The sequence below is a fragment of the Pseudomonas sp. MF6394 genome (assembly GCF_002018845.1).
Lineage (GTDB): Bacteria > Pseudomonadota > Gammaproteobacteria > Pseudomonadales > Pseudomonadaceae > Aquipseudomonas > Aquipseudomonas lactis.
This window is the reverse complement of record NZ_MVOJ01000024.1, coordinates 12942-26559: the sequence shown is the minus strand read 5'-3', so window position 1 is coordinate 26559 and position 13618 is coordinate 12942. Positions and strand designations below refer to the sequence as shown.

Annotated in this window: 13 protein-coding genes; 8 read left to right on the top strand and 5 right to left on the bottom strand. The window is 60.9% G+C overall.

The features are described from left to right. Positions 1 to 263: 263 nt before the first annotated feature. Both MF6394_RS22075 and MF6394_RS22070 read left to right on the top strand, forming a co-directional pair. Positions 264 to 668 carry a TraR/DksA family transcriptional regulator gene (locus MF6394_RS22075; RefSeq protein ID WP_003191666.1) on the top strand — a complete coding sequence of 135 codons (405 nt, stop codon included), beginning with the start codon at positions 264 to 266 and terminating at the stop codon, positions 666 to 668. A gap of 158 nt (positions 669 to 826) precedes the next feature. Further along, positions 827 to 1030: a hypothetical protein gene (locus MF6394_RS22070; protein ID WP_032897012.1), complete on the top strand. Its 204-nt coding sequence runs from the start codon at positions 827 to 829 to the stop codon at positions 1028 to 1030. Here MF6394_RS22070 and MF6394_RS22065 read toward each other — a convergent pair whose 3' ends face one another. The 3 genes from MF6394_RS22065 to MF6394_RS34240 all read right to left on the bottom strand — a co-directional run bounded on the left by MF6394_RS22065 (position 1031) and on the right by MF6394_RS34240 (position 1958). Continuing rightward, positions 1031 to 1273, bottom strand: a complete 243-nt coding sequence (locus MF6394_RS22065) for a DUF2789 domain-containing protein (RefSeq protein WP_044274083.1) — start codon at positions 1271 to 1273, stop codon at positions 1031 to 1033. 68 nt (positions 1274 to 1341) lie between these two features. Continuing rightward, a complete protein-coding gene (locus tag MF6394_RS22060; protein WP_003191661.1) occupies positions 1342 to 1572 on the bottom strand; it encodes a hypothetical protein in 231 nt (76 codons plus the stop codon). Positions 1573 to 1682: 110 nt separating this feature from the next. Further along, positions 1683 to 1958 carry a hypothetical protein gene (locus MF6394_RS34240; protein WP_078467545.1) on the bottom strand — a complete coding sequence of 92 codons (276 nt, stop codon included), beginning with the start codon at positions 1956 to 1958 and terminating at the stop codon, positions 1683 to 1685. A gap of 398 nt (positions 1959 to 2356) precedes the next feature. Here MF6394_RS34240 and MF6394_RS22050 point away from each other — a divergent pair, with 398 nt between their 5' ends. Continuing rightward, a complete protein-coding gene (locus MF6394_RS22050; RefSeq protein WP_044274081.1) occupies positions 2357 to 2806 on the top strand; it encodes a hypothetical protein in 450 nt (149 codons plus the stop codon). 131 nt (positions 2807 to 2937) lie between these two features. Continuing rightward, on the top strand, positions 2938 to 3945 hold the full coding sequence (locus tag MF6394_RS22045; protein ID WP_044274079.1) for an ABC transporter substrate-binding protein: 1008 nt from the start codon (positions 2938 to 2940) through the stop codon (positions 3943 to 3945). Between the two features lie 141 nt (positions 3946 to 4086). Here MF6394_RS22045 and MF6394_RS22040 read toward each other — a convergent pair whose 3' ends face one another. Both MF6394_RS22040 and MF6394_RS22035 read right to left on the bottom strand, forming a co-directional pair. Next, positions 4087 to 6213, bottom strand: coding sequence for a TonB-dependent receptor (locus MF6394_RS22040; protein ID WP_078467544.1), 2127 nt, complete (start codon positions 6211 to 6213; stop codon positions 4087 to 4089). A gap of 91 nt (positions 6214 to 6304) precedes the next feature. After that, the gene (locus MF6394_RS22035; protein WP_032897017.1) at positions 6305 to 6694 is read right to left on the bottom strand and encodes a DUF2946 domain-containing protein; all 390 of its coding nucleotides are present in this window, start codon (positions 6692 to 6694) and stop codon (positions 6305 to 6307) included. A gap of 93 nt (positions 6695 to 6787) precedes the next feature. Here MF6394_RS22035 and MF6394_RS22030 point away from each other — a divergent pair, with 93 nt between their 5' ends. The 4 genes from MF6394_RS22030 to MF6394_RS22015 all read left to right on the top strand — a co-directional run bounded on the left by MF6394_RS22030 (position 6788) and on the right by MF6394_RS22015 (position 13259). Further along, complete coding sequence (locus tag MF6394_RS22030) at positions 6788 to 7225, top strand: DUF3995 domain-containing protein (RefSeq protein WP_014718756.1); 438 nt, start codon at positions 6788 to 6790, stop codon at positions 7223 to 7225. Positions 7226 to 7468: 243 nt separating this feature from the next. Further along, positions 7469 to 8635, top strand: coding sequence for an efflux RND transporter periplasmic adaptor subunit (locus tag MF6394_RS22025; protein ID WP_078467543.1), 1167 nt, complete (start codon positions 7469 to 7471; stop codon positions 8633 to 8635). Beyond that, complete coding sequence (locus MF6394_RS22020) at positions 8632 to 11808, top strand: efflux RND transporter permease subunit (RefSeq protein WP_078467542.1); 3177 nt, start codon at positions 8632 to 8634, stop codon at positions 11806 to 11808. Before MF6394_RS22025 ends, MF6394_RS22020 begins: the two co-directional genes overlap by 4 nt. Further along, entirely contained in the window at positions 11805 to 13259 is a 1455-nt protein-coding gene (locus MF6394_RS22015) for an efflux transporter outer membrane subunit (protein ID WP_078467541.1), read from the top strand. The genes MF6394_RS22020 and MF6394_RS22015 overlap by 4 nt, the downstream gene beginning before the upstream one ends. The last annotated feature ends 359 nt before the right edge of the window (positions 13260 to 13618 follow it).

Sequence of the window (13618 nt, the reverse complement as noted above, 5' to 3'; positions counted from 1 at the left end):
TAGCTCCACTACACTGAATTTCTTGCTATAAACGCACTCCGATGACCATTCGCCAAGCCCGTCCTGGTGCTTTTGGGGGTTGATCGGGAAAAAATGCCTGTCTTTTCAGTTGCTGCGCCCTCAAGTCGGCCTTAGACTGCCGCCCCTCGTAAATTGAGTGCCGGGTGGCGCTTGAAATGGACGGCGCCCTTCCGAGACCTGCACAGGCCTTGCGGAACGCTCCCTTATTCGCCTTAATGCACGTATTTTTTATAGAGAAATCAATGACAAAGGAAAAGTTGCTGGCCATGCCGGCGGATGACTACATGAATGCCGAACAGCACGCTTTTTTCGAGAAGTTGCTGCAAGACATGAAAGTGGAACACCACGAGCGCATTGAGCAGAACCGTATCGCCATTGAAAGCCTGGACACCCCGGCCGACCCGGCTGACGCGGCTTCCGTGGAAGAAGAGCGCACCTGGTTGGTGAACGCCATTGACCGCGACCAGCGCATGCTGCCGCAACTTGAGCGCGCCCTGGAACGCATCAAGGAAGATTCCTTTGGCTGGTGTGACGACAGCGGCGAGCCTATCGGCCTCAAGCGCCTGCTGATCAGCCCTACCACCAAGTACTGCATCGAAGCGCAAGAGCGCCACGAGCAGATCGACAAGCACCAGCGTCAAGCCTGATGCGGTGAATGGGGCGGCTCTCGAGCTGGCCGCCCCGGTCTCTAGATTGTTGCTGTTTATGCAATGAAGCTATTCCGAAGATAGCTTTTTCCAACTGGAATAAAACCGTAGCATGGCCAACATTGTTAGCCAGCTAACTAATGCTGCGGAGAAGCTCCATGCAAAACAAAGTCGATGTGGCCGTGATGATCGGCAGTGGTGTACCCGAAACGCTGCGTGCCATGGGCCAGCGAGCTTGCTGGGTGGTGTTGCTCAACGGCGAGCAGCGCGGTACGGCATTCGCCAGCCGGGATGAGGCGCAGGAATGCCAGGCTGCCTGGCAAGCGCTGTTGCGCAGTGAAGCGTCAGACAGCCTGCATTGATCACACGCGGGGAGGCTCATGCAGCAGTGCATTGAGGTCATCCACGGCGGGCGCCCATTCTGCGTCGACGTGCAATTGCTCCCTGAGGAAGTTCGCCTGCTGTTCGCTCCAGAATGGCGCGTCGATGAGTTTTACCTCATCGGGCAGGCGATGTTCAGCGGTGAAACGCTCGATAGCTTCCTGGCTGGAATCCAGGCCCAGTTGTTCGAACAGGGTTTCAAGGGTTGGGGTGGTGGTGTCCATAACGTTCTCCATGCGGGATTGTCGTCATGCATGTGAGGGGTAGGGGACGCCAGAGTTCTATCCGATTGTCAGGAATTGAGCGCGCCGCAATCCACGGCGGCTTTCAGCGCCTGGGCCGCTTCTTTGCCTGCCACGGCAGCTGCGTCGGCGGTTTTGAACCAGCGGTCTTTTTCCACCTGATGCGCAGTGACCTTGTTCAGCGGCGGTTTGGCTCGCATGATGATGACCGCTTGAAACTCGCCGTCTACTTCCCTCGCATCACCGTGGATAATAAATTCGCCAATATCAAATTCCGTCACGTATAGCTTTCCCTTCAAGGTAACTGCGTTGATGAAACCTGACCCGCAGGGGGCAAACTTCAATGGACGGGCCAGTATGGCAGTTGTTGAGGGACGGTGGCGCAGTAAAGTCAGCCAGGTGACGAAACGACCCGACCGCAACGAGCGTGCAGCTTTGCTTCCAGAGTCTTGGCCAGTTCGCAGGCCTTGTTGTGATCGCTGCGAAAACCCTTGATTCTGCCGCTGGGCACTTCAAGAATATGAAAAAAATTCTTTCCTGCCGGTACAACTTGGTACAGCACTGAATTGGAGTACCCGTCAAGGTTAAACAAGCAGTAGTATTGGCGTTCGTCTGGACATGATGAACGAGTGTGGAAAGACGTAGCGTCGTGTTGACGTCGTTGCATGCTCAGCTCCTGTCGTTCGATCTTATTGGCCTGTGGTTAGCATTTGCGGTGGTTTTGACCCCTGTTGCTGTTTTAGTATTGTCGTCGGCAGTTCGCGACTGGTTCCATGCCTTGCGTATTTTTTTTGTGTTGAGTGTCGGAAAACTGCGTTTTTAATCGGGTTATTCTCTGAAGTTGCTCGACCTGTATTCTCGGGTCGTTGAACCTGTGATTTGCTGTACCACCGGATGACCTTGCATGAGGTCCGCCGCAGATGTCTGTACTAGCCTTACGCGTTCTCTTCAGTTTTTTAATGACTCGGTGATCGTGTCGTAACGGCGATTTTTTTGTGCTGCTCGCTTCGGCGACCAGCGCTTTTTTGATGTGGGGGCGTTTCCTTGGCAGTCAGTAATCTGGATATGCACGCGTTATTCGTGCTGGGTGATTTGCGCGCTAAGTTGGTCAAGCAGTTTCAATCTCGGTTTGTCTACATCACTGAACAGACGCCGGAAGGTATTTATATCGCCGAGATCGATACCGAAACGGCGCTGGTCGTGGATGACAAGCCACGTCTGGAACTCAAAGTGGGCGACCATTTTCGCGCCTCGGTGTTGCCCAGCCGCGAGGGTGGCAAGTTCGAATTGAGGTTTCGCGATATCAAGTTGACCGTGTACGGCCTCGGCGACTATGCCTTTGTGTCATCGAACGAAGGCCAGGGTATCGTGTTCAAGGAAGGCCACAGCGTGATGCTGGTATTCGCCGCCCATGAGCAATTGCAAGAAGGGTTGACCAAAACCCTGAAGGCCGTGACGGGCAAAGCCGCCAAATGGCGTAAGGGCGAGCTGGTGACCTTCAAGGCCAGCGAGTAGGTACTGAACACGTTGTGCCTCTTTGTCTTTTGGAACCTCTACTACAGTTGAGTTGACTTAACTATTCAGAGGCTTCGCGCATTCGCAGCAAAGCCGTTCGCCATGACTGCGAAAACGCGAGGTGCAAAAGCATGAAAGGATTGAAGTCACTGTTGGCGGCGGGCCTGACAACCCTGAGTCTGTCATTGCCGGTATCGGCTGCCCAGGCACCGGTGCATTTTGCCGACCTGAACTGGGAAAGCGGCAGCCTGATCACAGAAGTCCTGCGTTTTATCGTCGAGAAGGGTTATGACCTGCCCACCGACACCTTGCCGGGCACCACCATCACCCTGGAAACCGCCCTGGCCAAGAATGATATCCAGGTGATCGGCGAGGAGTGGGCAGGCCGCAGCCCGGTGTGGGTCAAGGCTGAAGCCGAAGGCAAGGTGGCGGGCCTGGGCGATATCGTCAAAGGCGCCACCGAAGGGTGGTGGGTGCCGGAATACGTGGTCAAGGGTGACCCGTCAAAAGGGCTCAAACCCCTGGCGCCGGACCTCAAAAGCGTACAGGATCTGGCGCGTTACAAGGACGTGTTCAAAGACCCTGAATCCCCGGGCAAGGGGCGCTTTCTCAACAGTCCCATCGGCTGGACGTCCGAAGTGGTCAACAAACAGAAGCTCAAGGCTTATGGCCTGGACGATAGCTACGTGAACTTCCGCAGCGGGTCGGGCGCAGCGCTGGATGCGGAGATTGCCTCGTCGATTCGCCGGGGCAAGCCCGTACTGTTCTACTACTGGTCGCCGACCCCGTTGATGGGGCGCTACAAATTGATCCAGCTGCAAGAGCCGCCGTTTGATGCAGACGCGTGGAAGACCCTGACCGATGCCGACAATCCGAACCCGAAGCCGACACGCTCGTTGGCGTCCAAGTTGAGCATTGGCGTATCGACGCCGTTCCAGCAGGAACATCCACACATTGCCGAGTTCTTCGAGAAGGTCGAGTTTCCCATCGAGCCGCTTAACAAAGCCTTGGCGACGATGAGTGAGCGTCACACGCCCCCTAGGGAAGTGGCCCAGGCGTTTCTCAAGGAACATCCACAGGTGTGGAAGGCCTGGTTGACGGACGATGTGGCGCAGAAGGTCGAGGCAAGCCTCAAGTAAGCGCCAGAGGTGCTGCTGATTGGAGATTAAAATGTGGGAGCGGGCTTGCTCGCGAATGCAGTGTGTCAGTGACAGATCAATTGCCTGACACACCGCTTTCGCGAGCAAGCCCGCTCCCACATTTTTGATTGTATTGCGGGTTTAGAATCGAGTTTGTACAGCCAGCTCAAAGGTCCTCGGTGACCCCAGATAATACGCCGGCGACACATGGGCAAACTCGGCATACACCTCGTTAGTCAGGTTACGCACGCGCCCGGTGACCGAGGTGTTCGCATCCAGCTTATAGCGCAGGAACGTGCCGAACAGCGTATACGCTGGCACGGTCTGGGTGTTGGCATTGTCCGCGTACACCTGAGCGACATAGCGCGCTTCCACGCCACCTTGCCAGGCCTCGGCAAAATCGTAGGTCAGCCACAGGTTGCCCACGCGCTTGGGCACGTTGGTTGGCGTATTGCCCTTGCGCGACACCACGGCGCCGCTGGCGGTTTTTTCGTTGAACTCATCATACTGCGCGTCTACCCAGGCGAAGTTGCCTTCGGCCAATAGCCTCGGCGTGATGCGCAACGAGCTGGCCAGTTCGATGCCCTTGGACGACTGCGCGCCCACCGGGATGCTGTTGGTCGGGTCCAGCGGGTCGGTGACGGCAAAGTCCTTGCGTTCGATCTTGTAGGCCGCGACCGTGGCCGAGCCCCGACCTTCCAGGTAATCGAACTTGCTGCCGATTTCCCATTGCTTGCCGGTGGACACGTCGAACACTTGGGTAGTGGTATTGGGCTGTTCGGCGGCGGTGCTGTATTGCACATAGACGTTGGCGGACGGGATGAACTGATAGGTCAGGCCCACCCGGCCCGTTACCGGTTCCCAACTGCGCTTGAAGTGCCGCGGGGTGGTGGCGGTGAGGGTGCGATGGTTGGTCACGTCCAGGTCGATAGCGTCATAACGTAGACCGGTCAGCAGCGAGAGCTTATCCGTCAGTCCCAGACGGTTTTCCACGAACAGTGCCTTGGTGGTTACCTGGTTGGTTTTGTCCTTGACGAAACCTGGCTGGGTACCGGGAATATCATAGAAGTGCCCTGGGTCGTAGTGGTTCGGGTCCACGCTACTTTTGCCCGGCACGTTCAAGGGGCTGTTGGTGGTGCTGTTGACCTTGTACTCAAAACCGCCAGACCAGGTGGTGGCAAGGCCGAACACGCTCGTGTCATGGCGCAGTTCGAACTGGTTGCCGTTCTGCTCGCCCTGATGCCGCACCTGATAGGCCGTTGAGCGGTTCACCGCGCTGTTGTCGGCGTTGTACTGGTAGGTTTCCAGGTTGCGGTAGTCGCGCTGGCTGTCGAGGTGGTAGAGGGTGTTTTTCAGGGTGGTGCTGTCGTTGATCCGGTAGTCGATGATCGAACGTGCCCAGATGGTGCGTTGCTCATAACGGCCGTCGGCGACGTTGTAGTTATTGAAGCGGTTGTGCTTGTCGATCTTCAGTTCACCGGCCTTGGGGTTGAGCACCGGCGTGCCCCAGTACGGGCTGTCTTCATGTTCGTCCTGATATTCCAAGGCCAGGGTGTGGGACAGGTTCGGGGTGAGGTCGCTGAGCAGGGAAAACGCCACGCTCCAGGCATCGCGCTGGTCGCGGTCGATGTAGCTGTGGTTGGTGTTGCGGCTCACATCCAGGCGGGCGTAGTGCTGCACCTCGGCGCCGGGTTCGGTCAGCGCATGGTTGAGGCCGAACGCCATACCGGCGGTGTCGTAGCTGCCATAGCTCAGTTGGCCTTCGACGGCTTGTTCCTCGCGGGTTGCCAGCTTGGTCACGTAGTTCAGCGAGCCACCCACGGAGCCTGCGCCGTTGATCAAGGAGGAGGGGCCGCCCACCAGTTCGACGCGGTCGTAGATCCACGCATCCACCGGCCGCGCCAGGCCGGTGGCGACGTTGATGCCGTTGAACATCTGGGTGATCTGGCTGCTGGTAAACCCTCGGTACGAGACAAACCCGCCAAACCCAGGCGGTGCGCTGGCGTTGACGCCAGGCAGGGTATTGGCCGCATCGCGGAAGGTCTTGGCGCCGTGGCGCTCGATATCGTTGCGGTTGGCGATGGCCACCGACGCCGGGGTTTCTCGCACGCTCAGGCCCAGGCGCGAGGCCATGCCGCTGGATTGGTCCAGGGCCAGGCCTGGCTCGGCACTTTGTCCGCCATCAATGGTGGTCGGCGCCAGTTCAAGGGCCGAGGCGCAAACAGGCAGGCAGCCGAACAGGCCCGCCAACAGGGGTAAATGTTTCATGGTTGAATCCTGAAAACTTGGCTCGAAAACAACGCACAGCTACCCGTACTCCTTACGGCAACGGGGCAATGCAGATCAGAAAGCGCAGGGATCAGGCGAAGGCGGGTGGCGCGCGCGGATTAGCCGCAGGCCAGGTGAAGCGGGCAGGAATGTCAGCGGCAAGCACCACCGCAGCAGGCGGCGCATGGGGTTGTGGCAGTACCGCCACATTCAGGTGGGAGTTGAGCGCCGGGCCCATGCCGCCGGTAGAACACAGCGGGCAACCAAATGCCTTCGACAGCGTGGGCAGGCTCTCATCCGTAGAATTGCTGGGCAGCGGTGCCTGGGTACGTGGGTCGACCGTACAGAATTGGCCGCTGATGCCGTTGAGCTGCATCCCCACCATCTGCCCATGACCAATGCTGCAGGCGAACACATTGAACAGGACGCAGCAGTAGAGCATCCAGGCAATGAGCGAGCGGTCGGCACGGGCGAGTTTCATGGGGCGGCACTTTATCATCAGCGACCGACGAAATGCCTGCAAAAAATCTCAGGGCGACTATCCTCATTCGCACATTTTTGTGGAGCGCCGACCATGAGCTTTGTGATTGCGCGGTGGATCGTCGGGGTATTTACCTTCATCAGCATGGTGCATTTGTATTGGGCTGCGGGTGGCAAGCTCGGCAGCCTGGCCGCTATCCCGCAACTGCCCGGAGAGTTTGCCAGCGGGCCCAGGCCGGCGTTCAAACCGTCGGCGCTGGGCACCTTCCTGGTCGCGATGGGGCTGGTGGCGATTGCCTTGCTCGTGTGCCTTCGCGCCGGGCTGTATTTCTCGCCGGTGTCCCATGGGGCGTTGCAGTGGGGCATCAGTGCGATTGCCGTGCTGATGTTTGCTCGGGCGATCGGGGATTCGGAGCTGGTGGGTTTTTTCAAAAAGGTCGGCGGGTCGAGGTTTGCTCGCCTGGATACCTATTTCTATTCGCCGTTGTGCCTGGTGTTGGGCGCAGGCTTGCTGGTAGTCGCCTGGACCTGATGGAAGTCCTCTGTAGGAGCGAGCTCGCTCGCGAAAAACGTCAACGATGACGCGTTCTTCCTGAAATAAGCGTGGCGTTTGCGAGTTTTTCGCGAGCAAGCTCGCTCCTACCTGTTTAACCCTCCAGATATTTCCCAGACAAAACACACCCCCGGTTTTATAGCGCTTGACCTTCCCAGTATGGCAAGCCGGATAAAAACCCCACGTGTCGATTTGTCTTGAAAATTCCAAGGAGGGTGAACGATGTACACCAAACCAGTCAGCCTGATTGCCGGGGCGTTGGCCGTAGCGTTAACGCTGGGCGGATGCTCGGACAAAGCGCCGCCAGCCGCAGCCGCCCAACCACCCGGCGTGCCGGTGGCCCAAGTGGTGGCGCGTGCGGTAACGCCGTTTGTGGAGTACACCGGTTCGTTGACCGCCATCGACCAGGTTCAATTGCGCCCGCGAGTCAGTGGCTATCTGCAAAGTGTCAGCGTGCCCGAAGGCCAGTTCGTGGCCAAGGGCAGCCCGTTGTTTGTGATCGATCCGCGCATGTTTCAGGCGGCAGTGAACGCCGCCAAGGCGCGTTTGCGTGAGGCCGAGGCCAATGCATCACTGGCCCAGGCCGAGCATGGCCGCGCCGAGCAGTTGTACGCCAAGAAGGTGGTGGCACGTGATCGCCTCGACACCGCCATTGCCTCGTTGAATGCCGGCAGGGCCCAGGTCGAGGCGGCCAGGGCTGCGCTGGATACGGCCCAGCTGGACCTGAGTTACACCCGCGTCACCGCGCCTATCAGCGGGCGCATCGACCGCGCATTGGTGACGGAAGGCAACTATGTCACCCGTGGGGAAACACCCCTGACCACAATTGTCTCCATCGACCCCTTGCATGTGTACTTCGACGTGGACGAACGCACCTACCTGCATTCGTTGGCAGCGACGCGGCAGCACGCCGGGTCCAAGGGCGAAAACGCCGCCAAGGTCATGGTGGCAATGCTCAACGATACGACCTATGCACGGGCCGGGCGCGTGGACTTTCTGGCCAACTCGGCCGACCGCAAGACCGGCACGGTGCGCGTGCGTGCGGTGGTGGCGAACCCGGATGGGCGCTTGACGCCGGGGCTGTTTGCCAAAGTCAAGCTGGACACTGGCGCGGCGCAACCCCGGGTGTTGATTGCCGACCATTCCATCGGCACCGACCAGGGCCGCCGTTATGTGCTGGTAGTGGGTGAGGGTGAAAAGACCGAGTACCGCCCGGTCGAACTGGGCCCGGTGGTTGACGGCCTGCGGGTCATCGAACAGGGCCTGCAACCGGGCGAGCGCATTGTCGTCAAAGGCCTGGTGCGCCCCGGCATGCAGGTAACGCCACTGGCTGCCAGCATCGAGGGCAAGCCGCTTGAGACGCCGCTGGCGGTGGGGGGCGTGCAATGAGCTTCCCACGCTTTTTCATTGACCGACCGATCTTCGCCATCGTCCTGTCGGTGTTGATGATGATCGGCGGCATCGTGGCCTTCTTCCATTTGCCGTTGAGCGAATACCCGGCCGTCACGCCGCCCACGGTGCAAGTGACGGCGTCGTATCCGGGGGCCAACCCGCAGGTGATTGCCGAGACAGTGGCAGCGCCGCTGGAACAGGTGATCACCGGGGTTGAGGGCATGCTTTACATGACCTCGCAGTCGGCCACCGATGGCCGCATGATCCTGACCGCGACCTTCGCCCAGGGCACCAACGCGGACATGGCCCAGATCCAGGTGCAAAACCGTGTGTCGCGAGCTTTGCCGCGCTTGCCCGAAGAGGTGCAGCGCCTGGGCGTGGTCACGCAGAAAACCTCCCCGGACATCCTCATGGTGGTCCACCTGCTGTCCCCGGACCAACGTTATGACCCGCTCTACATCTCCAACTATGCCTACCTGCAGGTGCGCGATGAGTTGTCGCGGCTGCCGGGGATCAACGATGTGCTGGTGTGGGGCGCCGGTGAATACAGCATGCGGCTGTGGCTCGACCCGGACCTGATCGCTGCCCGTGGCTTGACCGCCGGCGATGTGATTGCTGCCGTGCGCGAGCAGAACGTGCAAGTGGCGGCGGGCTCGGTCGGCCAGTCGCCGGATTCCACTGCGGCCTTCCAAGTCACGGTCAATACCCTGGGGCGCTTGACGGACGAAGAGCAGTTTGGCGACATCATCATTCGCACCGGCGATAACGGCCAGGTCACGCGTTTGCGCGATGTGGCCCGTATCGAGATGGGCGCCGATGCCTACGCGCTGCGCAGCCTGTTGGACGGCGAGCCGGCGGTGGCCTTGCAGATCATCCAGAGCCCGGGGGCCAACGCCCTCGATGTGGCGCAGTCGGTGCGCGACACCATGCAGCGCCTGCAAACCAACTTCCCCGAAGGGCTGGTGTCGCGGATTGCCTATGACCCCACCGTGTTTGTACGCGCTTCCCTGGAGTCGGTGGCCATCACGCTGATGGAAGCGATCCTGCTGGTGGTGATCGTGGTGGTGGTGTTCCTGCGCAACTGGCGCGCGTCGCTGATCCCCTTGATGGCCGTGCCGGTGTCGATCATCGGCACCTTTGCGGTCATGCACCTGATGGGCTTCTCCCTCAACACCTTGTCGCTGTTCGGCCTAGTGCTGTCGATTGGCATCGTGGTCGACGATGCCATCGTGGTGGTGGAGAACGTCGAGCGGCATATCGAGAACGGCGAGGAGCCGATGCAGGCTGCGCGACGGGCCATGGGCGAGGTCACCGGCCCTATCATTGCGATCACCTCGGTACTGGCGGCCGTGTTCATTCCCACTGCGTTTCTCAGTGGCCTGCAAGGTGAGTTCTATCGGCAGTTTGCGCTGACCATCGCGATTTCCACCATCCTCTCGGCGGTCAACTCCTTGACCCTCAGCCCGGCGCTGGCCGGCCTGTTGCTGCGGCCCCGGCACACCGCCGTGGCGCCTGACCCACGCAGCCTGCGCGGTCGCGCCACGCGGCTGCTTGAGGTGCTGGGCCGGCCGTTCCAGCGTGCGCCGCCAGCCTATGGCAATACCGTGCGCAAGGTCGTCGGCCGTCGCGGCGTGGCGCTGTTGGCCTACGGCGGTTTGCTCGCGTTGACCTGGTTCGGCTTCAACGCGGTACCGGCCGGCTTCGTGCCGATGCAAGACAAGTACTACCTGGTCGGCATCGCCCAACTGCCGAACGCGGCCTCGTTGGAGCGTACCGATGCGGTGGTGCGGCAAATGTCGAAAATCGCCTTGGACGAGCCGGGGGTCGAGAGTGTGGTGGCGTTCCCGGGGCTGTCGGTCAACGGTTTCGTCAACGTCCCGAATGCGGCGGTGATGTTCGTGATGCTTGATCCGTTCAAAGAGCGCACCTCGCCAGACATGGCAGCGGTCGCTATCGCCGGGCGCCTGCAAGCCAAGTTTGCGAGCATCCCCGACGGCTTCCTCGGGGTATTCCCACCGCCGCCGGTACCGGGGCTCGGGGTGACCGGGGGATTCAAGTTGCAGGTCGAAGACCGTGGCGGCGTCGGGCTTGAGGCACTGGTGCAGCAGACCCAGGTACTGATGACCAAAGCCACCGAGTCAGGCCAGGTGGCCGGGTTGATGACCAGCCTGGACGTCAATGCGCCGCAACTGAATGTCGACATCGACCGCACCCAGGTCAAGAGCCAGGGTGTGCGCCTGGCGGATGTATTCGAGTCGCTGCAGGTCTATCTGGGGTCGCTGTATGTCAACGACTTCAACCGGTTTGGCCGCACCTACAAAGTCACGGCCCAGGCCGATGCAGACCACCGCATGCAGGCCGAAGCCATTGGCCGTCTGCAGGTGCGCAACGCCGCTGGAGACATGCTGCCGTTGTCGGCGTTTGTCACGGTCACGCCGAGCTCGGGGCCTGACCGGGTGATTCACTACAACGGCTATCCGTCGGCGGATATCTCTGGCGGCGCGATGCCAGGGGTCAGCTCGGGGCAGGCGGTTGCGCTCATGGAGCGCCTGGCCCAGGAGGTACTGCCCGAGGGCGTGACCTATGAATGGACAGACCTGACCTACCAGCAAAAGCTCGCCGGGTCATCGGCCCTGTTTATTTTCCCGCTGTGTGTGTTGCTGGCTTATTTGATCCTCGCCGCGCAGTACAACAGTTGGCTGCTGCCGTTGGCGGTGTTGCTGATCGTGCCCATGTGCCTGCTCAGCGCAATCCTTGGCGTGTGGCTGGTGGACGGCGACAACAACGTGTTCGTGCAAATCGGGTTGGTGGTGCTGGTGGGCCTGGCGGCGAAGAACGCCATCCTGATCGTCGAGTTTGCCCGCAGCCTCGAAGCCGAAGGCGCGAGCCCCTTGGAGGCGGTGATCCACGCGTGTCAATTGCGCCTGCGGCCTATTTTGATGACGTCCCTGGCGTTTATCGCCGGCGTAGTCCCGCTGGTGTTTGCCAGTGGCGCCGGTGCCGAGATGCGCCATGCCATGGGGGTTGCGGTGTTTGCCGGGATGTTGGGCGTGACGCTGTTCGGCCTGTTCCTCACGCCGGTGTTTTATGTGGTGATGCGCAGCCTGGCGCTGCGCGTGCAGCGCCAGGGGGCGAGCCCGAAGGTGCAGCTAAAGGAGAGCGCATCATGAAACAGGCGTATCCAGCGTTTGTGTTGTCGTTGACCCTGCTGGCCGGTTGCGGTTCGGTGGGGCCGGACTATTCCGCGCCGGTGCTGCCCGCTGCGCAACGGGCGACGAGCTTTGGCGCGCCCATCGCCGGGCTGGGTCCGGGCGAGGTGGAGGTGCAGTGGTGGCAGGTGTTTGATGAGCCGGCACTGAGCCAGTTGATCCAACAGGCACTGGCGGCCAACCACGACATCGGCATCGCCGCCGCACGCCTGGACGAAGCCAAGGCGCTGCTGCGTGAAAGCCGCCAAGGCTTCCTGCCCAGCGGCGGCGCCGCCCTGGGCTACGAGCACCGCAAGCGCAGCGAGGTCCAGACCCCGTTCGGCGAGCAGCGCTCCATTGAAACCACCCGCGCGGCGGTGGATGCGGCCTGGGAAATCGACTTGTTTGGCCGCGTGCGTCGCTCGGTGGAGGCGGCCCAGGCCCAGGCGGGGTCGCGTCAGGCGTTATTGCGCAACGTGCAAGCGAGCGTCGCAGCGACTGTCGCGGCCACCTGGTTTGACCTGCAAGGCATCGAAGCTGAGCAGGCCGTGGTTGCGGATATCAGCCAGAGCCAACGCGACAGCCTGGGCCTGGTGGGGCAGATGGTCAGCGTCGGCGCCGCCACCGAATTCGACCGGCTGCGCGCCGAGGCCTTGTTGCGCAATGTGGAGGCGGTAGCGCCTGACCTGGAACGACGTCGCGCCAAGGCAACCAACGCGTTGGCGGTGCTGCTGGGGCAAGCGCCTCAAGGGTTCAAGCCACCGCAGGCCCGGCCTGGGCGTGAAACCTTGAACCTGCGCACGCTGCAGGTGGGAGACCCAGCTGGCTTGCTGGCGCGCCGCGCCGACATCGCCGCGGCCGAACGCACGCTGGCGGCTGCGACCGCGCAGATTGGCGTGGAAACCGCTGGCTTGTATCCGGACATTCAGGTGCAAGGTTCCATCGGTCTACTGGCCGGAAGCCTCAGCGCCCTGGGCGATGCGGGCATGCAGTCGAACTTTATCGCCCCGGTGATTCGTTGGTCGCTGCTGGACACTGGGCGCGTACGTGCACGGATTGCCGCCAGCGAGGCGCGCACCCAGGCGGCCTTGATCGCTTATGACCAGACCGTGTTGCGAGCCCTGCAGGAAACCGATGATGCGTTCCAGGCCAACCGCACGGCCGGCAACACCCTGGGCTTGCGGCTGCTGGAGGCGGCCGCCAATCGTGAGGCCGCCAACTTTGCGCGCGAGCGGTTTGCGCAAGGCGAGGGCGTGTACCTGGATGTGCTTGAGGCCGAACGTGCCGACTTCACCAGCCGCCGCGCATTGACCGCAGCGCGCACGGAACAGCGTTTGGCGGTGGTTGGGATCTATAAGGCGCTGGGGGGTGGTTGGGAGATCTGCGAGCGGGCGGGGCAGGCGTGTAGCGGGGCTGCTGCTGTGTTGCGGTAACGGTTAGGTATCAAATATACGACGGCGGGCTTGTGGGACTGGGCTTGCCCGCGAAGGCGGTGTGTCAGTCAATAATTCTTTAACTGAATCACCGCTATCGCAGGCAAGCCAGCTCCCACATGGGTCATGCATTTCCCACAGAATCAGCGCTTGGCACAGATCCCGTGTGGGAGCGGGCTTGCTCGCGAAGGCGGTGTGTCAGTGACTGAATCTTTAACTGAATCACCGCTTTCGCAGGCAAGCCAGCTCCCACATGGGTCATGCATTTCCCACAGAATCAGCGCTTGGCACAGATCCCCTGTGGGAGCGGGCTTGCTCGCGAAGGCGGTGTGTCAGTCAATAATTCTTTAACTGAACCA

Bases quoted from the DNA above. Each gene is read 5' to 3' on its own strand.
- MF6394_RS22040 (WP_078467544.1), bottom strand. From the start codon at position 6,213: ATGAAACATTTACCCCTGTTGGCGGGCCTGTTCGGCTGCCTGCCTGTT.
- MF6394_RS22050 (WP_044274081.1), top strand. From the start codon at position 2,357: ATGCACGCGTTATTCGTGCTGGGTGATTTGCGCGCTAAGTTGGTCAAG.
- MF6394_RS22065 (WP_044274083.1), bottom strand. From the start codon at position 1,273: ATGGACACCACCACCCCAACCCTTGAAACCCTGTTCGAACAACTGGGC.
- MF6394_RS22020 (WP_078467542.1), top strand. From the start codon at position 8,632: ATGAGCTTCCCACGCTTTTTCATTGACCGACCGATCTTCGCCATCGTC.
- MF6394_RS22025 (WP_078467543.1), top strand. From the start codon at position 7,469: ATGTACACCAAACCAGTCAGCCTGATTGCCGGGGCGTTGGCCGTAGCG.
- MF6394_RS22045 (WP_044274079.1), top strand. From the start codon at position 2,938: ATGAAAGGATTGAAGTCACTGTTGGCGGCGGGCCTGACAACCCTGAGT.
- MF6394_RS22070 (WP_032897012.1), top strand. From the start codon at position 827: ATGCAAAACAAAGTCGATGTGGCCGTGATGATCGGCAGTGGTGTACCC.
- MF6394_RS22030 (WP_014718756.1), top strand. From the start codon at position 6,788: ATGAGCTTTGTGATTGCGCGGTGGATCGTCGGGGTATTTACCTTCATC.
- MF6394_RS22015 (WP_078467541.1), top strand. From the start codon at position 11,805: ATGAAACAGGCGTATCCAGCGTTTGTGTTGTCGTTGACCCTGCTGGCC.
- MF6394_RS22075 (WP_003191666.1), top strand. From the start codon at position 264: ATGACAAAGGAAAAGTTGCTGGCCATGCCGGCGGATGACTACATGAAT.
- MF6394_RS34240 (WP_078467545.1), bottom strand. From the start codon at position 1,958: ATGCAACGACGTCAACACGACGCTACGTCTTTCCACACTCGTTCATCA.
- MF6394_RS22035 (WP_032897017.1), bottom strand. From the start codon at position 6,694: ATGAAACTCGCCCGTGCCGACCGCTCGCTCATTGCCTGGATGCTCTAC.